Source organism: Asanoa sp. NPDC050611 (genome assembly GCF_040654855.1).
In the GTDB taxonomy this organism is placed as follows: domain Bacteria; phylum Actinomycetota; class Actinomycetes; order Mycobacteriales; family Micromonosporaceae; genus Asanoa.
The window spans coordinates 1-20,093 of sequence record NZ_JBFAIU010000122.1; the positions used below are offsets into that span (position 1 = coordinate 1).

A 20,093-nucleotide genomic window follows, 5' to 3' on the forward strand; every position below is an offset into this window, starting at 1 on the left:
AGCCGGTGGGCAGCGCGATGGTGACCTCGACGGATCCGGAGGAGCCGATGAGCTTGTGTGTCGGGGTCGGGTCGGTGATGGTCAGGACGCCGTCGTGGTAGTCGACGGTGGTCCGTTGTGCCGCTTTGACGTCGCGGGCCTTGGCGGCGTTGACGGGTCGGATGTGCACGGTGGTGTCGGCGCGGTCGGCGGCGGTGAACTGGACGCGGCCGGCGGGGATGGTCAGGACGGCGGTGATCGGGGCGGGGGTGTCGAAGTGCTGGCTGTTGTTCGTCATGCGTCGACTATCGGCAGGCGTCCTGCCATGTCCCCGCCACGGACCTGACACGACCGCTGACACAGGCTGCCGCTGACCGTGGGGGCCCGGCCGGTCGGCCACCGGTGCGAGCCAGGGCACCCTCCCAGGGTCAATGCTCCGAGGTTGTGTCGCCTGGTCGGACGAGCCCGATCTCGTAGGCGAGGACGACGGCTTGCACCCGGCCGCGCAGCTGAAGTTTCGCCAGGATGCGGTTGAGATGGGTCTTGACGGTGGCTTGGCTGACGAAGAGGGTGTCGGCGATCTCAACATTGGAAAGCCCATGTGCGACGTGTCGCAGCACGTCGAGTTCGCGTTCGGTGAGGGCGGCGATTCTCGACGGGACGCCTTCGGCCGGTGGCGGCCGCCGGATGTGTTCCTCGATCAGCCGCCGCGTGACGGTGGGCGCCAGCAGTGCGTCGCCTTCTGCCACGATTTCGATGCCGGCGACGAGTTTCGCGGGTGGGGTTGCTTTGAGAAGGAATCCCGCCGCGCCGGCGCGTAGGGCCCCGTAGACGTACTCGTCCAGGTCGTACGTGGTCAGCATGAGTACCCGGGTCCGACTCCCGGTCCGGACGATGGCCTCCGTGGCCGCGATCCCGTCGAGGACCGGCATCCTGACGTCCATCAGGATGACGTCGGGTGCGGTGCGTCCGACGACCTGGACAGCCTCGCGGCCGTTGGCGGCCTCACCGACGACGTCAACGCCGCGACCGGCGAGCAGCAGCTGCAACCCGGAGCGGACAAGATCCTGGTCGTCCGCGATGACGACGGTGGTCATGCCTGTTCCACATTCAGCGGCAGGCACGCGGTGACAGCGAAGACGCCGTCGACGAGTTCGTGGGACAGGTGGCCGCCGAGGGCCGCGACGCGTTCTTTCATCCCGACGAGGCCAAGTCCTCGAGGTTGCGGTCCGCCAACCGGTTGGTCGCAGGTGGCGGCGTGGTTGAGGGCGGCGATCGTCACCGCGGATTCCGTCCGGACGATGGTGAGCGTGGCCCGGCCGTCGCGGCCATGTTTGAGTGCGTTGGTCAACGTCTCCTGAACGATCCGGTAGCCGGCGGAGTCGACACCGACGGGCAGCGCTTCCAACGATCCGTCGACTCGAACATCGACCCGAAGCCCGGCATGATCGAAGCGAGCGATCAGGTTGTCCAGCTGGTCCAGCCCGTGGTCGCGGGACAACCCGAGCTCGTCCTGGCTGTCGCGGATCAGCCGCAGCAGGTGCCCGGTCTCCGCCAGCGCCGACCGCCCCGCTGCGGTCACCTCGTGCAGCGCCGCCACCGCGCGGCCGGGCGCGTGCGGGACCAGGTCCGCCGCCGCCTCGGCCTGCACGACCATGGCGCTCACCGAGTGGGCGAGCACGTCGTGCAGGTCGCGGGCGATCCGGGCCCGCTCGGACGCCACGGCCTCGCGGCGCAGCGCCTCCTGGCGCTCGAGGAGTAGCTCGGTATGGAGCGCGTGACCGTCGGCCAGGCGACGGGTCAGCCAGCCGAACGCGTACGGCGGCGCGAGTATCGCCACGACGAAGATCGCACCCGCCAGGTCCGGCGGCGGTGACATGGTGATCCGTTGCGTCGCGATCAAGGCGAGGATGAGGACCACGATGCCCAGCAGCCCCCGGTGACGCGGCAGATACCGGGCGAGGGAGAAGGACGCCAACGCCGCGATGAGGATGGGCGCGGCCGGCTGGTCCAGTTCCGCACCGAGGTAAGGCAGCGCCACCAACGTCAGTGCGGCCGTCGTGCAGACCAGAAGCGTCGCGGTTCTGCGAAGGACCAGCAGCGCGCACGCCGTGACCTCGACCGCGATCGCCGCTGACAGCCTCGGCACCCCGAGCGAGACCAGTTCGACGCTGCCCAAGGCCGCCAGCGCGACCGGGATGACAGCGTCACGCCACACGCGTACACCACTCGGTGTCACACCAGTCAGGCTAGGCCGACGAGCATCCGCGTGCGTCAACCGCAGGGTTGACAACCATTCAAATCGCGGTTTGACGACGCGGCTCCGCGTGCTTTCTAGCGTCGAAAGCCAAGGCCTTGAAAAGGCCCTCGAATGATGCGGAGGTTGTCATGCGTCCCTCGAGCAGCGTGGTCCGGGTGGTCGGGCGTTCGGCGTGGATCGCGGCATGGGCGGGAGTCGCACTGGCACCCGTCCACGCACTGAGTAGGTTCGCCACCGAGGATGGCCGCGAGGACCTCCGGTTCGCGCCGACGCGGCTGTGGGCCGAACCGGCCGCCGAGCGTCTTCGCCCGTTGCTGCAGTGGTCCGACCCCGACACGGTCTACATCACGTACGGCAAGGGATGGTTGGTTCTGTTCGTGGCCGCGACCGCGTGCGCATTTCTGGTTCACAGCACCCGCCGACGCAGCGGCCTTGAACGCCTCGCATGGCCAGTCGCGCTGACCGGACTTGTCCTTGCGAGCGCCTCGCTGGTCAGTGACTACTTCACGCCGTGGATCGATGAGTCCTTCCTGTTCCTCGGCATTCCCGGCACGTTGATCAGCGTGCTCGGATCCCTGACACTCGGCATAGCCTTGCTGCGACGCGGCTTCCGTCCTCGAGCCACCGCGTGGCTGCTCATCCTCTGGTTGCCGCTGCTGGTCGTGCTCAGCTCGCTGGTCGCAATGGGAGCCGGCGCCCTGCCGATGCTGTTCGCCTGGGGGTTCGCCGGCCGGGCGATGGGAGCGCGCCGCCACACCCGACGGCCCCTGCCGACACCGTCCAGCGGAGCTAGCACCACTGCCTGACCGAAGCGACCCGGCTCGATGTCGTCCGCCCCGATGTCCGGATCGGCTGATGTATCGGACGTGATGATCTACGGTGGGTGGCGCCGTTTGGTGCGATGATGACTTCCGTCCATCGGCAGCGAACGAGCGGAGGGCGGCGGCACGTGGTCCAGTTCCAGGCGCGCACGTTCGCCGAACCGGAACGGACCGTGGTGTCGGTGTCCGGCGAATGCGACCTGACCGTCCGCGAGCAGTTCACCTCGGTCCTGGTGTCCGCCGTTGACGAAGCCGCGGTCGTGGTCGTCGACCTGGCCGGGTTGCGGTTCATGGACTCGAGCGGGGTCCACGGACTGATCGTGGGATATCACGCCGCCCGCGACAAGCGACGCAGGTTTTACGTCGTCAACGCGGCGGGGGAGGTGGCCCGTGTGCTCGAGCTGACCGGGCTCGACGGCTTGCTGAGCCCGCCCGTCGACGGCCACGGCGGCGCCGAGGAGCCCTGACGTGCGCGACCTTCCAGAAAGCGGCGAATCGGCAGCGCTGGCCTATCGCGAGCCCCAAGACCTCCCAGTGGTGCGGGCCTTCGTCCGCACGCATGCGCAGGCGCACGGGCTGGCACCGGAGCGGGCGGATCTGCTGGTGCTGGCGGTCAGCGAGCTCGCGACGAACACGTTGCAGCACAGCTCCGGTGCGGGCCAGGTCGCGGTGCGGGCGTTGGATGGGCGTCTTGTATGCGAGGTCAGCGATCAGGGCGCGCCGCGCCAATTCGGACGGGAGATGCCCGCACCCGGCGCGGTTCGCGGGCGAGGGTTGGCGATTGTGGAGCGGGTGTGCGACGAGGTGTCGTCGTCGACCACTGCGCACGGGACTGTGGTCCGGCTCAGCCTCGACCTGTGATGCCGGCGTCGCAGCTTCACGGGACGATCTGCACCGTGAGCGCGCAGGTGTCGTCGTCCGGGCTGGCAACCTGAAGGACGTCACGTAACCGGTCCAACGGGTCGGCGTCGGCCCCGACGGACGCCTTCGACAGCGCCTGCCGCAGCTCGTCCACCCTCGCTGACGTGCCGCCGTCGCGGCGTTCGATCAACCCGTCGGTGTAGAGCACGACGACGTCTTCAGTCCGCAGCGGCACGGAGGTGGCGGAGTACGCCGTGGTGGTTTCGGCGCCCAGGAGCAGCTGGACGGGCCCGCCGAGGTCGTGAGCCGTCCCGGCCCGGCCGAGCATCGGCGGCATGTGGCCGGCTCGTGACCACGTCAGCGTGCGGGTTGCGGGGTCGTACACCGCGACCAACGCGGTAGCGGTGATCTTCAGCTGCGCGCACAGCTGGTTCATGTGGCCGAGCAGCAGTCCGGGATCGCGGATGCCGATCGACAGCCACGCGATCAACGAGAACCGCAGGTGCGCCATGCCGTTTGCCGCCTGGAGCCCGTGGCCGGCCACATCGCCGACACCGAGCACCACAGGACCGTCGGCCAGCGCGGCGGCGTGGTACCAGTCGCCGCCGACGTTCATGGCGCTCTCGGCCGGCAGGTACGTCACCATCGCCCGGAGGTTGCCGATCCGGAACGGCTCGCGCGGCACCGGTTGGATCAGATTCTGCAGTTGCGCCGCGAGCCGGTGTTCGGCCACCGCGGTTGTCTCCCGCCGTCGCAACTGGTCGGTCAGCCGGTGGATGGCCGTGCGCGTATTCTCCCGGGCGGTGACGTCCTGGACGACGGCGTTGATCTTCAGCGGTGTTCCCTCACCGTCGCAGACGACGTCGGAGAGGATTCGCAGGTGCTTGACCGAGCCGCCGATCCGGAACCGGACCGTGACGTCGGACGCCGTGCCGCTGTCAAGGGTTTGCCACGCCGTCTCGGCGACGCCGCGGTCCTGGTCGAGCATCGCGGCACCCTGTTCCGCGCGGGACAGCGGTCCGGCCGCCGGGTCGCGTTCGAAGATCCGGAACATGCCGGGTGACCAGTCGCTGTGTCCGGTGGCGAGGTCGTACTCGGCCCAGCCGAGCCGCCCCAACAACTCGGTGCGTTCGAGCCGCTGCCGCGCCTCGTCCACCCGCTCCCACCGGACCAGCAGTCCACCCAGCACGCGGTAGACGCTGACCTCGAACGCCGCTTCGGCCACGACGCCGGCCCGTCGTTCCGCGTACCGGAAATCCACGCCTTCGCTGGGCTCGCCGGTCGACAGGACCCGACGGTAGAGATCCCACAGCGGCCCGCCGACCATGCTCGGATAGAGCTCGCTCAACCGCTGGTCGACGCGCCTCGGGCCGCGGCCGTAGAGGTCGTTGCCGTCGTCGCTGACCGCTGCCACGACGTAGTCGGCCACGTCGCCGTCCGCGCCCATGATCGGAAGAAGCCACGAGCATCCCGGCGGTACGACGGCGAGCAGCTCGCGGACGACCGACGTGACCGCGGCCTCGTCGAGCCCGGCCGAGGCCCGCGCTGCCCCGCCGGCGCCGGTGGGTGCCATGTGCAGCAGCCTAGTATCGACGACCGCGACGTGGCCCTCCCCGCCGTGGCGGTCGTCGCCCGGCCGCGGTGTTCGCGACATCGCATGACGTAGGGTCGCGCCTGTCGGTTGCCGCGGGGGAGGGGTTCGAGTTGGCGTCGAGTTTCGGGGCTGCCGTAATGCGGAGAACGTCATGCGCTGCGGTTGTGATGGTCCTGTCCGCTGCTCTCGCGTCGTGCTCGGCAAGCTCCTGGAGCGGGACGTCCGACAGCAAGCCCCCCACCCAGGTCGCCACCGCGTCGCCTGCGCCGACCGGGCCGTGCGCTGCTGGGACGTGCCAGATCGAGGTTGCCGTGGGCGACGTCGTGGCCGTGCCGGAGAAGTATGGCCTCGGGCCGATCGAGGTTACGGCCATCACGGCCGCCGCAGTCGAGATGACCGCACCGCTCACCGGGTCCGGCTACAGCATTGCGAACTGTAATGGTGGCGGCGGCGTGTCGTCGCAAGGCGGCGGCGGTGTCAGGATGAGCTGCCAGGTCGGAACCGTCGCGACCGTCAACGACGTGATGAGCCTGGAGGTCGTCCAGATCGACGGCACCGTGGCCGTCCTGCGTATCGAACCCGCCGGGTGACCGGCAACACGGTGCCGCCGCACTCTGCGATCATCGGCCGGATGAGAAGGCTCTCGGCGCTGGCCGCCGTCGTGGTTGTGGTGGCCGGGATGAGCGGATGCGCCTCCGAGGCTCCGGTGGCCCAGACCGAACGGTTCACCCAGGGTGGCGGCAGCATGGAGCCGGCGGTCAAGTCCGGGCAGGTCATCAACGCACGGGCGGTCGGGGACAAGTACGAGCCCCGGCACGGCGACGTCGTCCTGTTCCACCCGCCGGGCGGGCGATGGGGTGACCGGCAGACGCCGTTCCTCAAGCGGGTCGTCGCGGTCGGCGGCGAGACCGTCGCGTGCTGTGACGCGGCCGGCAAGGTGACGATCGACGGCAAGCCGCTGGCCGAGCCGTACGTGACCCAGGATTCGCCACTGGACACCCCACCGGGTCCGGACAGTTGCCTACCGCGCCGGTTCGGTCCGGTGGCCGTGGCGACCGGCACCCTCTTCGTCATGGGCGACAACCGCGTGGCGTCGAACGACTCCCGCTGCGCCGGACCGATACCGGAGACGTCGGTGTTCGCCGTGATGGTCAGCTGACCGGCGTCAGGCCCGCAACCGGCTCACCACGTACGGCAGGACGCGACTGTTCCACTCCGCGACGTGGACCCCGCCGATGACCGTCTCCGCGGCGCCGGGCGCCTTGCTGCCCAACACGCGGACGCTTCCGTCGCCGACGTCGGTGCCGGTCACCTGGCTCCACGGCACCGGCTTGCCGAACAGCCCGCCCTTCTTCACACCTTCGGGGCTCAGCACGACCTTGCCGCCGGCGGGGCCGATCGACACCGTCTCGCCGGCACGTACAGCGGCAACGATCTTGTCGCCCAGCTGCGGGATCGCGATGGCTTCGATGCGGTCGACGAGCAGGAGCCACGACTTCCGGTATTCGTCGAGGTTCTCGTCCCGGTGGTTGGCGACCATGACGAACATCCGCGTACGTTTGTCCTGCTTGAACTGGATCTTGAAGTCGGTGCCCTGGTAAGCCCCGTTGAGGTGACGCCGCACCGCGTCGTAGCTGACCGCCTTCAGAGCCTTGAGGTCGTACGTGTCGTTGTCGTCGATCGTCATCGTGTCCCCGGTGGCAACCAGTGTGTGCTTGCCGCCCCGTACGCGGATGTCGTCGCTCATGTGCACCGCCTCGTGCCGTCGTGAAAGGTCTCGTCGTCCTAGCCTGAGATCTCCCGATGGCGTTGTCGCCGCTGTGTCGAGAACGCGACGCCATGCCGAAGGCCCCGGTGGGCGGTGATCGAATACCGCTGAAATCGGATCACAATGGGCAGACGCGAGGTACCTTCACGAAACCAGGGGTCCACCGTTTCTTCCACAAAGGGCGGCTGTCCATGATCGTTTCGAGCCGGCTGCGGCGTTGGCCGTCCACCGTCGTAGTCGCGGTCCTTGCCCTGGGCCTCGTCAGCGCCAGCGACGGCGGCCCCGCGACGCAGTCCGTCGATCCGGACAGCCAAATGATCGCCGATATCGTCGCGCGAAAGATGAAGGAGCGGGACCTGACCAGCGCGGTGTACGGAGTCTGGCGCGGCGACGACCTGATCGCCGCAGGCGCGGCCGGCGACTCGCCCATCGGACTGCCGGCGAGCCCCGAGATGCTCGTGCGAATCGGGCAGCCGATGGAGCCGATGCTCTCCACGGTGCTGCTGCAGCTCGACGGCGAAGGCGTCCTCAGCCAGGACGAACCGATCGCGAAGTGGCTGCCCGACTTCCCGCGCGCGGCACAGATCACGCCCAGGATGCTGGCCAGCAGCACATCGGGTGTCTCGGACTACGTGACGAACCCCAACTTCCTGAAAGAGTTCTACGCGAACCCCTTCACCGGATTCACGGCTGAGCAGCTGCTCGCACTTGCCAATCAGCGCCCACCGCTGTTCGCACCCGGGACCAGCTTCGCGTACGCCCACAGCGATCTGGTCCTGTTGGGTGAGGTGTTGCAGAGGGCGACCGGCGAACCGCTCGCCGACCTGTTGCAGGAGCGGATCCTGGACCCGCTGGCGATGCGCGACAGCAAGGTCGTGCTCACGTCGCAGATCAGCGAGCCCTATCTGCACGCCTACACCAATGAGCGCGGCGTCTTCGAGGACTCGACGTTCTGGAACCCCACGGCGTTCCGCCACAGCGGCAACATGACGACCACCGTGGCCGACGTCGCCACCTGGATCCGGGCCCTCGCCGACGGCCGACTCCTGACCGAGGAGCAGCACGAGGCCATGATGGCCCCTTCGACGGCCGGGCTCGCCGGCCTCACGGACACCAAGTTCTTCGCCTACGGTGTCGCGCACGACGGCGACTGGTTCTTCATGAATCCGGCCTATGCGGGATACGACGGTGTCGCGTACTACGACACGCGGACGCGGACATTGGTCATCGCCTACGTGACATTGGGGCCGACGTCGAACGCGAACACCGACAACGCGCTCTCGCTCGGCAGGGAGATCGCCACCCTGCTCGTCCCGGACCGCCCGCCGGGGGTCTGAGGGCGGGCGCAAGCCTTGCCGGGCGTTCAGGTCCAGGTCATCCAGGGGTCATCGCTCGTCTGAAGGGTGAGAGGCGTCCCCGGTCCGATGTGGACCGGGGTCGTCCTGCCCTCTGGACGGAGGGTCGATCAGCGGCGGACGCGGTACCGGATGTGGGTCGCGTCCGGGGTGTCGAGCACCTGGACGACCTCCAGCTCGACCCGCGTCGGCAGGACGTCGAACAGACGGCGGCCCGCGCCGAGCAGCACCGGGATCTGGTGGATCTGCATCTCGTCGAGGACGCCGGCCTCGAGCGCGCGTTGTGCCGTGTACGCGCCGTGCACCATGACGTCCCGCCCGCCCGCGGCGGCTTTGGCCTTGGCCATCGCGCTCGCGATCCCGTCGGTCACGTAGGTCACCAGCGGATGGTTCGCCGCCGCCGGGCCCGGCGGCCGGTGGCTGGCCACGAAGACGGGCATGCCGTGGTGGGCGCCACCCCAGTGCCCGACCTGCTCCGCGGTGCGCCGCCCGGCGACCACCGCGCCGGTCGCCTCCATCGCGGCGGCCATCTCGCCCGCGGGACCCGACCGTCGCAGCTCCCCGGCGCTGGTGTATCCCCACGCGTGGAGCCGCTCGACCGCTCCGCCGTCACCGCCGGGGTTGTCCGGCCCGTCGTTCGGACCGGCGATGTATCCGTCGAGGGACATCGACATGAAGAGCACCGATGAGGACATGACGACCGCTCCTTAGGCGTACGGCGCGGTTCGTCGGCCCCGCGCTCCCAGCCGACGCTAGCCGTACCCGCGGTGGTCCCGATTGAAAAGTTTGGCGCCGGAACGCAAAATTGTTGCGTGGCGGATCTCGCGTTCGACGACGTCGACCATCAGTTGCTCGACCTGCTCCAGCGCGACTCCGGGCGGACCCTGCGCGAGCTGGGCGACCTGGTCTCCCTCTCGCCCAGCGCGGTGCAGCGGCGGATCGGCCGCTACCGCCGGCAGGGTGTGATCGCCAGGCAGGTGACGGTGCTCGATCCGGCCCGGGTGCCCGCCGTGCTGCTGGCGGTCTGCCTGGTGACGCTCGAGCGCGAGTCCGGCCGGCGCCATCAGGAGTTCCGCGAGCGGCTGCTCGCGGCGAGCGAGGTGCAGCAGATCTACGACGTCTCGGGCGACTGGGACTACGTCGTCATGGTGGCGAGCAGCGGCATGGCGCACCACACCGAGGTCGCGAAGCGGCTGTTCGACGAGGCGCCCAACGTGCGCCGCTACACGACGCTGTTCGTGCTCGACCCGGTGCGCACCAGTGGCACCCTGCCGACGCGGGCGCTGACGTAGCGCAGGTCGCTCATCCGCAAGTCGTCGTTGTCGAGGGGTGGAAGGTCGTCGGCGGCGAACAGGTCTCGGGTAGTGATGACGGTCAGCGACCATCCGCGGTCGGCCAGGTAGGTGGCGGCTTCGTTGCGCTCACCGAGATATCGCAGCCTCGCCATGTCGGTGTCGAAGCCGTGCGCGCGCCAGCGTTCGGAGATGCTGTCCAGGCCTCTCTTCGTCCTGTCCTCGTCGCCCGGTCGCGGGTTGGGCCTGCTTTCGGTGGCCAGCCGGCTTCCCGGCGCGCTGAGTTCGGTGACGGTGTCGAGCAGGCGGTCCTGCGCCGCGGGCGGCAGGTAACCGAGCAGGCCTTCGGCGCTCCACGCGGTCGGCCGGGCCGGGTCGAATCCGGCGGTACGCAGCGCGGTGGGCCAGTCGTCGCGCAGGTCGACGGCGGCCACCCGTCGGTCGGCGGTGGGCGCGGCACCCAGCTCCGCCAGCGTGCGGGTCTTGAACGCGATGACCTGGGGCTGGTCGACCTCGTACACCACGGTGCCGGTCGGCCACGACAGCCGGTAGGCACGCGAGTCCAGGCCCGAAGCCAGGATCACGACCTGCGTGATCCCCGCGTTCGTCGCCTCGACGAAGAACTCGTCGTAGAACCTGGTGCGCACCTTGGCTCCGTCGATCGCTACCCGCTCGACCAGGTCGTCGGGCGGCAGTTCACCGGTCGCCAGACGGGTGAGGAGGTCGATGCCGACCGCCTGGACGAGCGGTTCGGCGAACGGGTCGTCGATTCGCGCCCGATCCGTGCGGGTCGCTATCGCGCGGGCCATCGCGGCCATGGTCGCGGTCGCGCCGACGCTGGAAGCGAGGTCCCAGTCGTCTCCGTCGTGCCTGGTCGAAGTCACGAGCGGACCGTAACGGGTACCCCTGTCCGCCTGACTTAAAGTGAGAGCGGTGACCGCTCGTTTGCCGCACAACCAGCGCTCGGACGCCCGGGACAACCGCGGCCGCATCCTCGACGCGGCGCGCGCCGTGTTCGTCACCGATGGCCTGGACGCCCCGATCCGGCGGATCGCCCGACGCGCCGAGATCGGTCCCGCAACCGTCTACCGTCATTTCGCGACGAAGGAGATCCTCGCGGCCAGTGCGTTCACCGAGCAGGAACGCGCGTGGCGATCCACGATGGACCAGGGGCTCGCCGACCCCGACCCGTGGCGCGGCTTCTGTCGTGTGGTCGAGCGGCTCTGTGTGCTGCAGGCACACGACCGCGGCTTCACCGCGGGGTTCAAGGCCACGTTCCCGGAAGCGATGGACTTCGCCGCCATGCGCGCTTCGTCGATGGTCTCCGCGGCCGAACTGGTCCGCCGGGCCAAGGACACGGGCCGCCTGCGCCCCGACGTCGGCCTGGGCGAGCTGCACCTCATGATCATGGCAAGCAACGGCATCCGCGCGGGTACGCCGACAGCACGAACCGCAGCCACCCGGCGCTTCGCCGCGCTCATGATCCAAGCGTTCCAAGCCTGAAGCGGATCAGGTTGCTGGCCGGGCCGGCTCCAGCAGGATGAAGGCGGCGACGAACCCTTCGGACGTCTGGCTGCTGTGGCCGGTTCCGGTCGTGTCCTCGACCAGGAGCACATCGCCTGGGCCGAAGGCGCGGGTCTCGCCCGTGGCGGTCACCTCGACCGAGCCGGACACCCCGATCACCAGTTGACGTCGGTGCTCCGGCTGCGCGGGGTGACCGCCGCCCGCCGGCGCGCGACCGAACAGCGCCGCGGACGCCGCGAACGGCGCCGACACGGTCATCGCGTCCGGCGGCGCGTCGTCAGGGGAGAGGGCGATCTCGACGTCTTCGAAACGGGCATGACCTTGCTGGTCCGCATAAAGACGAACGATTGACACCATGGGCGCCAGTCTGTCACCCACCGCCGCAGCACCGAGGAGAGGATCAGTCGGAGACCCAGTCCATGTGCTCGATCCACCGGTCGAACAGGGCCCGATCCCCGTGCACCTCCAGGGTGGGCGCGGCATCGATCGGGCGGCGCCGGCTCAGCACGAGCAGCAGGTCGGCGGCGGGACCGCGGACCGCGACGTCCGCCTTGGTGTGCGTGCGTTCCAGGACGACCTTGTCCGGTTCGCGGCGTGCCACCCACTCGCCGGGCGCGTCGCTGGCGTGGAAATGCAGGGTCTGGCCGTTGCCGCGCATCCCCTCGGCGAAGTCCGGTCGGTTCTCCCAGTAGCCGCGGGACGTCATCGTGTCCAGCCAGTCCTCGATGGCCGCCACGGCGAGCTCCGGCGCCAGCTCGTACCGTGTGCCGAGCGCCCCGGCCGCGTCCGCGCGGTGCACGCTGGCCTCGCCGAAGAGCCGGCGTGACCAGAACGGCACGCCCGCGGCGCCGCCGGCCGGATCCCACACCTGTGCGTCGTCGGCGACCGATTCGAACGCCTGCTTCGCCGCGGCCGCGCCGTCGGTCAGCCAGGCTCGCCACTGGGTCGAGTCGGTCGGACCCGGGACGTAGGCGGCGAACGCCCTGCTCGGCTCGGCCAACCGCTCGTTCACGAGCATCGTCACCATGCGCTGCGTGGCGCCGAGATGGTCGACAAGCTCGGTCAGCGTCCACTTCGGACATGTCGGCACCGGCGTGGACGCATCCCTACCGTCCACCCAATCGGCGAATGTGCTCGTCTGTTCGACAACGGAGTTCAAATACGCGGACGTATCCATCGTTAACACCTCCAAGTGCTCCGGAAAAATTAGCACCGCCAACCTTCATCCGGCCTTCGCCGCCACAGGTTGACGATCATCTGTACAGTGCTGGGCACCTCACGCGCGGACCGGGGGAGTCATGCCGACTGCTGTAGTGCTGCTGCTTCTTGTCTTCTTCGGCGTCGGCCTGTGGCTGTACGCCAAGCGGGTGACGGACGCACGGGTGGACCGGTTCATCGCCGTGTATGCGTTGACACCGACCGTGTCGGGCCGGGCGGAGTTGCGGAGCTATCTGACCCGGCGCCGTCGCGCACGGGCCGCCGGCGTTCTCGTAGGGGCGAGCATCGGTCTGGTCGGTTCGATTCCGGACGATCGAGTCGATTTCGCGTTCGTGCCGATGGTCGCGGGCTGGTTGGTGGGTTCGATCGCGGTCGAGCTGGCCGAGCGCGCCGGCGGCGGCCGTGCCGAACAACCGGTTCGTGTGTCGTCCCGGTGGAATCTGATGCTGGCCGCGGTCGGACTGCTGTGGACGACGGCTGCCGTGTCGCTGCGCGGTGAAGGCGTGGGCTACGGACCGCTGCTGGCGTGGGGAGCCGGCGCGTTGGCCACGGTCCTGGTCGTGTTCGCTGCCACGCGATATGCCAAGCGCTACCGACCCCGCGACCAGTTTCCACTCGACCCGGACCTCGGGCCGGCGGCCACCACCGATGCGGTGCGGGGTCTAACTGCCGGCGGCCTGGCCCTCGCCCTGTTGTGTCTGGCCCGGGTGTGGACGGAGGCTGTGCCGGGTCCCTATGCGGAGGCACCTCGCCACGTCCAGGCAGTGTGGCTGGTGGCCATCGTCCTGCTGGTGCTGACAACGGTGACCGGTCGTTGGCGCGGCCGCACGTGGTGGGCCCTGGCCATGGTCGCCGTGCTGCCCATCGCGTGGGCGGTCCCGATCAGGCTGGCCCACCAGGCACCCTTCGGTCCGGAGGAGGCCCACGCCACCGGCCAGATCCAGGTCGCTCGCCTTGACCGCGTGCCGGCTGTCCAGGCCCGGCTGGGCCTCAAGCAGGACCCCCAGATCAGCAACATCGGTGCGGAATCCCTGCCGGCGGAACTCATCGGTCGGGTCGATGTCACCCGGCCCGCGCCGGATGGGACCTACTACCGGCTGTTCGGTTTCGACAGCCACACCAACGATGCGATCTTCCTGTACGGAGCTGACGGCGCCGGCTGGTACGGCGAATGGAGCCGCGTCCTCCCCGCACGATATTCATGGCTGTCGAACGTCGTCCGGGCCGGAGGCACCAACGAACCCATGGCGGTGGCAGTGGACTCTGACTCCGGTGTCCTGTGGTTCCGCAGCGCGGGAGCCGACCCCGGCAAGCAGGCGGCCGTCGACCTACAGCTCGTGCTGATGCTCGTGCGAGACGAGGACAGCTACATCTACTGGGCTACGCCTGTGCTCAGTGACCGGCGGTAGGAACGCCCACCGGTGCGCTATGGACGGATGTTGTAGTTGAGGGCGAACAGGTTGCCCGGGTCGTACTGGCGCTTGACGGCCGAGAGCCGCTGGTAGGTCTCCGGCGGGTAGATGGCGGCGATGTCCTCGTCCGTGGCGGTGGACAGGAAGTTCGCGTAGAGCCCGTCGATGTGCGGTGTCAGACTGGCCCAGATGGCATCCAGCCCCGGGCGGGCGGCGTCGACCACCGGCGGCGGACCTGCGGTCGTCGTCACGAACATCAACTCAGCTTCGCGGTGCGCGTACGCGGTGGCATCGTCCGGGACCCGGGCCACCGCACCGCCGACACTGCGTACGGCGATGAACGGCGGATGGTCGGCCGCACCCGCCGCGGCGAGGATCCGCAGGGCTTCGGTCTCCGAGTCACGGTCGACGAACGCGCTTCTGTTGACGATGCGCAGGCCCGGCGGTGGGACGACCCCGTCCACGAGCGTCTCCGCGTACGGCTTGAGCGCGACGTCGTCCTCGACCACCGTTCCCAGGTCGCGGATCGGGTCGAGGGCGGTCGCGGCCTGCTTCTCGTCGTCGCCGTCGAAGACCACGTGGATCTCCATGGGTGCCTTGGGCCCGCCCGCCATCGGGTTGGCGAAGTTCGCCACCGACGTGAGGTCCTCCGACGCCGTGCGCATGTAGTCCGACCACCTGTTCAGCACGGTGGGCACCTCGGCGGCCGGGAAGGCGATCCGACCGTGGAACACCTCAGTGGTGCGGTGTGCCACGAAGTCGAACGCGGTCACGATCCCGAAGTTGCCGCCGCCACCGCGGATCGCCCAGAAAAGCTCGGGATGTTCCTGCGCGGACGCGTGCACGACCTCGCCGTCGGCGGTGACCACTTCGGCGGCGGCCACGCCGTCGAGCGCGAGTCCGTACTTCCTGACCTTCCAACCGATGCCGCCGTCCAACGTCAGACCGCCGACGCCGACGTCCTTGGTGTCACCGGCCGAGATCGCCAGGCCGTGCGGTGCCAACGCGACCGCGACGGGGCCCCACCGGGCGCCGCCCCCGATCCGCACGATGCCGCGTTCGCTGTCGACGACCGTCACCTCATCGAGGTGAACCAGGTCGATCACGACACCGCCGTCGTTGGTGCCGAAACCGGGAAAGCCGTGCCCGCCACCGCGTACGGACAGCACCTTGCCGGCCGCGAACCGGACCGCGGCGCACACGTCACCGACGGACCTGGGCCGCAACACCTGGGCGGGCCTGCCCGATGCCAGCAGTGAGCGGCTCGCCGACTCGTACTCCGCCACGTCGGGTCCGATGATCTCGCCACCGAAGTCCCGGCGGAGCGTGTCCAAAGCTGTGCTCATGGGGCCTTCCTTCCGAGGCAGGGCGGTTGAACCCTGTCGACTACCCCGACTTGTCCGCATTACCCGCGGCGTGGCCGGCCAAGGCCCAACCGGCTCAGCCCGGGACGATGACCAGGCGGCGGCCGCGAAGGTCGGTGCGGGTCCATGCCTCGGCGATGCTGCGCAGCGGCATCGTGACGATCGGGATGGTGAGCGCACCGGTGAGGACCCACTCGACGACCTGCTGGTAAGCGGTGGCCATGCCGGTGGCGGCGTTGCGTGCGGCGCCGTAGATCTCGAGGCCCGAGGTGCGCAGGGCGTCCGCGGTGAGCCGGATGTCCGGCCCGGCGGACTCGCCGATCTGCACGAGCCTGGTGGGCTTGGGCAGGGCGAAGCTGTCCGGGACGAGGGCGCGGGCGAGCAGCTCGGTCGGGCGCCCCCACAGGTAGTCGAGGACGACGTCGTACCTTTCGCCGGCGTTCTCGCGAAAGGCCCGTACCACCTGCTCGTCGTCGACCGCGGTGTTGATGACAGCGTCGGCCCCGACCTCCTTGAGCGCGGCCGGGTCTCGCCCGGTGGCGACGACGCGGCCGGCGCCGAGCAGCCGGGCGACCTGGACGGCGAGGCGGCCGGCGACGCCGGTGGCGCCCTGGATCAGCACCGTCTCACCGGCGGTCAAGCCACCGGCCGTACGCATGGTCATGGCGGTGATCGCCGACGACAGCGCCGCGGCGGTCGGCGGTTCGATCCCGTCGGGGATCGGGACGGTGTGCGCCACCGGGACGACCACGTGCTCGGCGAGGGCACCGCGCGGTGGTCGCAGGCCGCCGAAGCCCACCGTCGTGCCGTCGGGAAGGTGGCCGATGCCGTCGAAGCAAGGGATGGCGGGGAGGGCGGACTGGAACTCGGCCGCGGTGTAGTGCGTGCCGGCCACGATCGCGCGGTCCACGTTCTCCACGGCGACCGCGGCCACGGTCACCAGCACTTCGCCGTCGTGCGCCTGCGGATCGGGGACCTCGCGGATCTCCGGGACCCCGCCGGGCCGGTCGACCACTGCTGCCTTCACATCCGGCTCCTTCTCTTACAGTGTTAGAGAGATACGGTATGTGTCTAACACCGTTCGAGACGTCGCGCAAGGGAGTAGTCGGGTGCCGCTCAACCGCGATCAGGTGCTGCAGGAGGCGATGCGGTTGGTCGACGACGACGGCTTGGACGCGCTGAGCCTGCGTACCCTCGCGGCTCGGTTGGGTGTTCAAGCACCGACGCTGTACTGGCACGTCAAGAACAAGGCCGCGCTCGTCGACGCCCTGGCCGACGCGATCATGGACGAGGCCATCGGCGCCGCCCCGGCGCCCGCTAGCGACGCTCGCGAGTGGCTGCTCGCCGCCCTCGGGCAGTTGCGGGCGGCGCTGCTGCGGCATCGCGACGGCGCCCGCATCGTCGCCGGCGCCCGCTACTCGATGCGCCGCGGCGACTTCTCCGAACTGGCCATGGCCACGCTCGTCGAGCACGGCATGGATCTGCACCATGCCCGCCTGCTCGTGCTGGCCGGCGAGCGCTACACGGTCGGCTGGGTCCTGGAAGAACAGTCGCCGGCACCCGATCCGCCGGACTTCGACATCGACGCGCTGCGGGCGCGTTTTCCGGTGGTCACCCGCGGGGTCACCGAGTATTTCAGCGTTGGCCGCACCGCCGACGACCTTTACCGCGACGCGGCCCGTCTCGTCCTGCACCTGCCCGACGAGAGCTAGCCGGCGGCTTCGCGTTCAGCCTGGCGTCCTGACCACACCGAAGGGGGCCTCCACCGGATCGGTCGAGGCCCTCTTCACCGGCTGCTATGCCTTGAGCAGTTCCGCACTCAGCTGCCAGAGCCGGCGGGCCGACTCCGCGTCGATGGCGTGGGGGACGACATCGGTGATCAGGCCCGGCCGGATCGGTTCGACCTCGTCGAGGGGTGAGATCTCGTTGTCCCTGAGGTACACGCCGCCGATGCCCGCGAGCAGTGGGCTGGTGGCCGCGAACACCATCGTGCTGGCTCCCTGCTGCGGCGTCTTCAAGCCACGATCCGGGTCGATGACCGGCCGGCCGGACTCGTCGATCAGCCCGTGGGCTCGCTGCTCGTCGGCGGACATCGACGGGGTCGGCTCGTCGCCCGCGGCGCGCAAGGGTCCCAGGTTGGTGTCGAGGACGACGCCCGGGTGTGCGGCGTAGCCGCGGATACCGTCCCCGGCCCATCGCCGGTCCAGCTCGACGGCGAACAGCACGTTGGCGGTCTTGGACTGGCCGTAGGCAAGGTGGCCGTCGTAGCCGCCGGTGGTGAAATGCGGGTCGTCCCAGCGGATGCCGGAGAGCCGGAAGGCACCGGAGGTCGTGTTGACGACCCGGGCGCCGCGCGCGGCGCGCAGGGCAGGCCGCAGTCCCAGGGTGAGCTGGAAGTGCCCGAGGTGGTTGGTCGCGAAATGCGACTCGTAGCCGCGCACGTCCCGCACGAGCGGACCGGCCATGATGCCGGCGTTGTTGAACAGCATGTGCAGCGGGCGCCCGGAGTCGAGGTACCGGGCGACGAACGCGTCGATCGACGCGGGGTCCAGCAGGTCCAGCTGGCTGACCTCCACGCGCTCGATACCCGCGAGTGCCGCGGCGGCGCGACCGGGGTCGCGCGTTCCCACCGTCACGGCCGCGCCGGCCTTGCTCAGTGCCCGCGTCATCTCCAGACCGAGCCCGACATGGCCGCCGGTGATGACGGCGTTCCGGCCCGACAGATCGATGCCCGCGAGCACGTCGTCGGCTGTCGAGGCCGCGTTGAATCCGGATCCGATGGGGTGCTGCCGGTGGGTCGTGTGCTGTGTCATGCCAACAACTCTGCGCCGGGGTAGCCGGACGCTGAATAGTTGTCGATCCGGATTTCTTGCGCGATAGTACGGGCGTGACGACCGATCAGCTGTCCGAGGCGTTGGACCTCGTCGAGGTGCGTGGCCTGCTGACCGGCGGGGTCGCAGCCACCGGCCGGTGGGTGTCGCGCACGCCGATGCAGGATCCGTTGAAGTTGTTCGCGATGGTGAGCGGCAGCGCCCGGCTGACCACCGACGGCCTCGACGCTCCCATCGAGCTCGAGCCGGGTGACGTGGCGATCGTGAACAGTCGGTCATGGCTGGCGCTCGAAGGAGGCACGGGCGACGGACTCCCGCACGAGGTCGTCCCGGTGGAGCACGATCCCCTCACCGGTCTCGCCGGCGTCGACCGCGGCATCGACGACATCGTCATCGGGGTCCGCGTGGACCTGAACGAGGCAGGTCGGACACTGCTGCTCCAGGCACTGCCCCCGGTTGCGCGCGTGCGGGCGTCGGCCGCCGCGGCTGCCAACCTGCGCGGAACCCTCGACCGGCTGTTCGACGAGGCGACGCGCGAGCGGAGCGGCTCGGCGTTCGCGATCCGGCAGCACGGCCAGCTCCTGCTGCTGGAGGTGCTGCGCGCCTACGTCGACCAGGTCGTGCTGCCGCCGGGCTGGCTACGAGTGCTGACCGACGAACGGCTGCGCCCGGCCCTCACCCTCATCCACACCGAACCCGGAAAGCCCTGGGGCCTGCAGGAGCTGGCGCGTGCCGCGGCGATGTCGCGCACGTCCTTCGCCGAACGCTTCCGGACCGTTGCCGGAATGCCGCCGCTCACCTACCTCAGCCGTTGGCGGATGCTGCTCGCGCAACGCGCCCTCCGCGACGGCGACGTCCGTGTCGGTTCGCTCGCCTCCCACCTGGGATACGCGTCCGAAAGCGCCTTCAGCACCGCCTTCAAACGCGAGGTGGGCATGTCACCGATGCGCTACCGGTACCAGGTGCGGGCGGACTAGCTCCGCGCTGTCGATGGTGCCGGCACACCCGATCGAATCGGCACGCTCGCGCCAGGGCTACGTCAGCAGGCGTACGGCTGAGTCAGCTCGCGGACGGACGACGCTCAGTCGACCGCCAAGAGAATGAATGGGTGACAGGCAGGCGCAAACCCTGGGGTCGGATCCGCAGCCGTCCGGAGCGCTCATGACGGCATCGGCGGAGCTGGCCGGGCCGCGCGTGATTCTCCTGTTGACCGCTGACACCGGCGGCGGGCACCGCGCGGCTGCGGAAGCCATTCGGCAGGCCGTGCACTGCCGGTACCCGGACGAGCTGGCCACGGTTACCTGCGACCCGCTGACCGGCGCGGAGGCCAACCGGATCGTCGGTTGGGTGTGCCGGCGATATGGCCCGCTGGTGCGGGCGGCCCCGTGGCTGTGGTCCGTCCTGTTCCACGCGACCAACGCCCGGCCGCTGCGGCGGGTTCTGCAGTGCCTGCTGAGACACTTCGTGTCGGGACCGATCGCCGCGGCGGTGGCCCGTCACCAGCCGTTGGCGATGGTCGCGTTACACCCGCTGCTCGCCGCGTCCGCGGCGGCCGTCCGCGGCGGAGGCACACCCGGCCCGGCGTTGACGACCGTCGTCACGGACCTGGGAACCGCGCACCGCAGCTGGTGGCAGTTGGCGGTGGACCGGGTGGTGACGCCGACCGCCGAACTGTCGCGCGAGGGCCGGCGGCTCGCCGGCACCGCGCCGGACCGGTGCGACGTCATCGGGATCCCCGTACGTGCGGAGTTCCGACCGGGTCCGGCGGATCCGGCCGCCAAGGCGGCGTTGCGGGGCTCCCTGGGGCTCGACCC

General features: G+C 69.8%; 22 protein-coding genes and 2 pseudogenes. 12 read left to right on the forward strand and 12 right to left on the reverse strand.

All coding sequences use genetic code 11. The annotated features are described in order from the left end of the window. The 3 genes and pseudogenes from AB0H87_RS19875 to AB0H87_RS19885 all read right to left on the reverse strand — a co-directional run. Positions 1-277: pseudogene (locus AB0H87_RS19875) on the reverse strand (hypothetical protein); the annotation flags it as partial. 130 nt (positions 278-407) lie between these two features. Further along, on the reverse strand, positions 408-1,076 hold the full coding sequence (locus tag AB0H87_RS19880; RefSeq protein ID WP_360147287.1) for a response regulator transcription factor: 669 nt from the start codon (positions 1,074-1,076) through the stop codon (positions 408-410). After that, positions 1,073-2,197: a histidine kinase gene (locus AB0H87_RS19885; RefSeq protein WP_360147290.1), complete on the reverse strand. Its 1,125-nt coding sequence runs from the start codon at positions 2,195-2,197 to the stop codon at positions 1,073-1,075. Before AB0H87_RS19885 ends, AB0H87_RS19880 begins: the two co-directional genes overlap by 4 nt. 170 nt (positions 2,198-2,367) lie before the next feature. On the opposite strand from AB0H87_RS19885, the gene AB0H87_RS19890 reads away from it, so the two are divergent. The 3 genes from AB0H87_RS19890 to AB0H87_RS19900 all read left to right on the forward strand — a co-directional run bounded on the left by AB0H87_RS19890 (position 2,368) and on the right by AB0H87_RS19900 (position 3,921). Further along, complete coding sequence (locus tag AB0H87_RS19890) at positions 2,368-3,045, forward strand: hypothetical protein (RefSeq protein ID WP_360147293.1); 678 nt, start codon at positions 2,368-2,370, stop codon at positions 3,043-3,045. A 143-nt stretch (positions 3,046-3,188) separates the two neighbouring features. Beyond that, positions 3,189-3,527 carry an STAS domain-containing protein gene (locus AB0H87_RS19895; RefSeq protein ID WP_360147296.1) on the forward strand — a complete coding sequence of 113 codons (339 nt, stop codon included), beginning with the start codon at positions 3,189-3,191 and terminating at the stop codon, positions 3,525-3,527. Position 3,528: 1 nt separating this feature from the next. Continuing rightward, a complete protein-coding gene (locus AB0H87_RS19900) occupies positions 3,529-3,921 on the forward strand; it encodes an ATP-binding protein (RefSeq protein ID WP_360147299.1) in 393 nt (130 codons plus the stop codon). A gap of 16 nt (positions 3,922-3,937) precedes the next feature. On the opposite strand, the gene AB0H87_RS19905 is transcribed toward AB0H87_RS19900, so the two are convergent. Next, entirely contained in the window at positions 3,938-5,575 is a 1,638-nt protein-coding gene (locus tag AB0H87_RS19905; protein ID WP_360147302.1) for a SpoIIE family protein phosphatase, read from the reverse strand. A 251-nt stretch (positions 5,576-5,826) separates the two neighbouring features. Between AB0H87_RS19905 and AB0H87_RS19910 the strand changes: the two genes are divergently transcribed. Beyond that, positions 5,827-6,105 (forward strand): hypothetical protein, encoded by a 279-nt coding sequence (locus tag AB0H87_RS19910; RefSeq protein ID WP_360147305.1) that lies wholly within the window; start codon positions 5,827-5,829, stop codon positions 6,103-6,105. A 41-nt stretch (positions 6,106-6,146) separates the two neighbouring features. Further along, entirely contained in the window at positions 6,147-6,674 is a 528-nt protein-coding gene (gene lepB, locus AB0H87_RS19915; RefSeq protein WP_360147308.1) for a signal peptidase I, read from the forward strand. Positions 6,675-6,680: 6 nt separating this feature from the next. Here the strand turns inward: lepB and AB0H87_RS19920 are convergent, their stop codons facing one another. Next, on the reverse strand, positions 6,681-7,262 hold the full coding sequence (locus AB0H87_RS19920; RefSeq protein ID WP_360147311.1) for a hypothetical protein: 582 nt from the start codon (positions 7,260-7,262) through the stop codon (positions 6,681-6,683). Between the two features lie 56 nt (positions 7,263-7,318). On the opposite strand from AB0H87_RS19920, the gene AB0H87_RS19925 reads away from it, so the two are divergent. Further along, positions 7,319-8,620 (forward strand): serine hydrolase domain-containing protein, encoded by a 1,302-nt coding sequence (locus AB0H87_RS19925; RefSeq protein WP_360147314.1) that lies wholly within the window; start codon positions 7,319-7,321, stop codon positions 8,618-8,620. A gap of 128 nt (positions 8,621-8,748) precedes the next feature. Here AB0H87_RS19925 and AB0H87_RS19930 read toward each other — a convergent pair whose 3' ends face one another. Beyond that, positions 8,749-9,333, reverse strand: coding sequence for a dihydrofolate reductase family protein (locus tag AB0H87_RS19930; RefSeq protein WP_360147317.1), 585 nt, complete (start codon positions 9,331-9,333; stop codon positions 8,749-8,751). Positions 9,334-9,450: 117 nt separating this feature from the next. Here AB0H87_RS19930 and AB0H87_RS19935 point away from each other — a divergent pair, with 117 nt between their 5' ends. Further along, positions 9,451-9,930 carry an Lrp/AsnC family transcriptional regulator gene (locus AB0H87_RS19935; protein ID WP_360147320.1) on the forward strand — a complete coding sequence of 160 codons (480 nt, stop codon included), beginning with the start codon at positions 9,451-9,453 and terminating at the stop codon, positions 9,928-9,930. Here AB0H87_RS19935 and AB0H87_RS19940 read toward each other — a convergent pair. Then, positions 9,861-10,814, reverse strand: coding sequence for an SAM-dependent methyltransferase (locus AB0H87_RS19940; RefSeq protein WP_360147323.1), 954 nt, complete (start codon positions 10,812-10,814; stop codon positions 9,861-9,863). The genes AB0H87_RS19935 and AB0H87_RS19940 overlap by 70 nt on opposite strands. 49 nt (positions 10,815-10,863) lie before the next feature. Between AB0H87_RS19940 and AB0H87_RS19945 the strand changes: the two genes are divergently transcribed. After that, positions 10,864-11,433, forward strand: a complete 570-nt coding sequence (locus AB0H87_RS19945; protein ID WP_360147326.1) for a helix-turn-helix domain-containing protein — start codon at positions 10,864-10,866, stop codon at positions 11,431-11,433. Positions 11,434-11,439: 6 nt separating this feature from the next. Here the strand turns inward: AB0H87_RS19945 and AB0H87_RS19950 are convergent, their stop codons facing one another. Beyond that, positions 11,440-11,811 carry a hypothetical protein gene (locus AB0H87_RS19950; RefSeq protein WP_360147329.1) on the reverse strand — a complete coding sequence of 124 codons (372 nt, stop codon included), beginning with the start codon at positions 11,809-11,811 and terminating at the stop codon, positions 11,440-11,442. Positions 11,812-11,854: 43 nt separating this feature from the next. Continuing rightward, a complete protein-coding gene (locus tag AB0H87_RS19955) occupies positions 11,855-12,631 on the reverse strand; it encodes a maleylpyruvate isomerase family mycothiol-dependent enzyme (protein ID WP_360147332.1) in 777 nt (258 codons plus the stop codon). Positions 12,632-12,767: 136 nt separating this feature from the next. Here AB0H87_RS19955 and AB0H87_RS19960 point away from each other — a divergent pair, with 136 nt between their 5' ends. Continuing rightward, positions 12,768-14,081 carry a hypothetical protein gene (locus AB0H87_RS19960; protein ID WP_360147335.1) on the forward strand — a complete coding sequence of 438 codons (1,314 nt, stop codon included), beginning with the start codon at positions 12,768-12,770 and terminating at the stop codon, positions 14,079-14,081. Positions 14,082-14,098: 17 nt separating this feature from the next. On the opposite strand, the gene AB0H87_RS19965 is transcribed toward AB0H87_RS19960, so the two are convergent. Together AB0H87_RS19965 and AB0H87_RS19970 are read right to left on the reverse strand one after the other, a co-directional pair. Then, positions 14,099-15,430, reverse strand: coding sequence for an FAD-binding oxidoreductase (locus AB0H87_RS19965; protein ID WP_360147338.1), 1,332 nt, complete (start codon positions 15,428-15,430; stop codon positions 14,099-14,101). 94 nt (positions 15,431-15,524) lie between these two features. Then, positions 15,525-16,475 (reverse strand): zinc-binding dehydrogenase, encoded by a 951-nt coding sequence (locus tag AB0H87_RS19970; protein ID WP_360147341.1) that lies wholly within the window; start codon positions 16,473-16,475, stop codon positions 15,525-15,527. An 82-nt stretch (positions 16,476-16,557) separates the two neighbouring features. Here AB0H87_RS19970 and AB0H87_RS19975 point away from each other — a divergent pair, with 82 nt between their 5' ends. Continuing rightward, entirely contained in the window at positions 16,558-17,160 is a 603-nt protein-coding gene (locus AB0H87_RS19975; protein WP_360147344.1) for a TetR family transcriptional regulator, read from the forward strand. A gap of 84 nt (positions 17,161-17,244) precedes the next feature. On the opposite strand, the gene AB0H87_RS19980 is transcribed toward AB0H87_RS19975, so the two are convergent. Continuing rightward, on the reverse strand, positions 17,245-18,261 hold the full coding sequence (locus AB0H87_RS19980) for an SDR family NAD(P)-dependent oxidoreductase (RefSeq protein ID WP_360147347.1): 1,017 nt from the start codon (positions 18,259-18,261) through the stop codon (positions 17,245-17,247). Positions 18,262-18,335: 74 nt separating this feature from the next. Between AB0H87_RS19980 and AB0H87_RS19985 the strand changes: the two genes are divergently transcribed. Beyond that, on the forward strand, positions 18,336-19,256 hold the full coding sequence (locus AB0H87_RS19985; protein WP_360147350.1) for an AraC family transcriptional regulator: 921 nt from the start codon (positions 18,336-18,338) through the stop codon (positions 19,254-19,256). A gap of 184 nt (positions 19,257-19,440) precedes the next feature. After that, positions 19,441-20,093 (forward strand): annotated as a pseudogene (locus AB0H87_RS19990) (hypothetical protein); the annotation flags it as partial.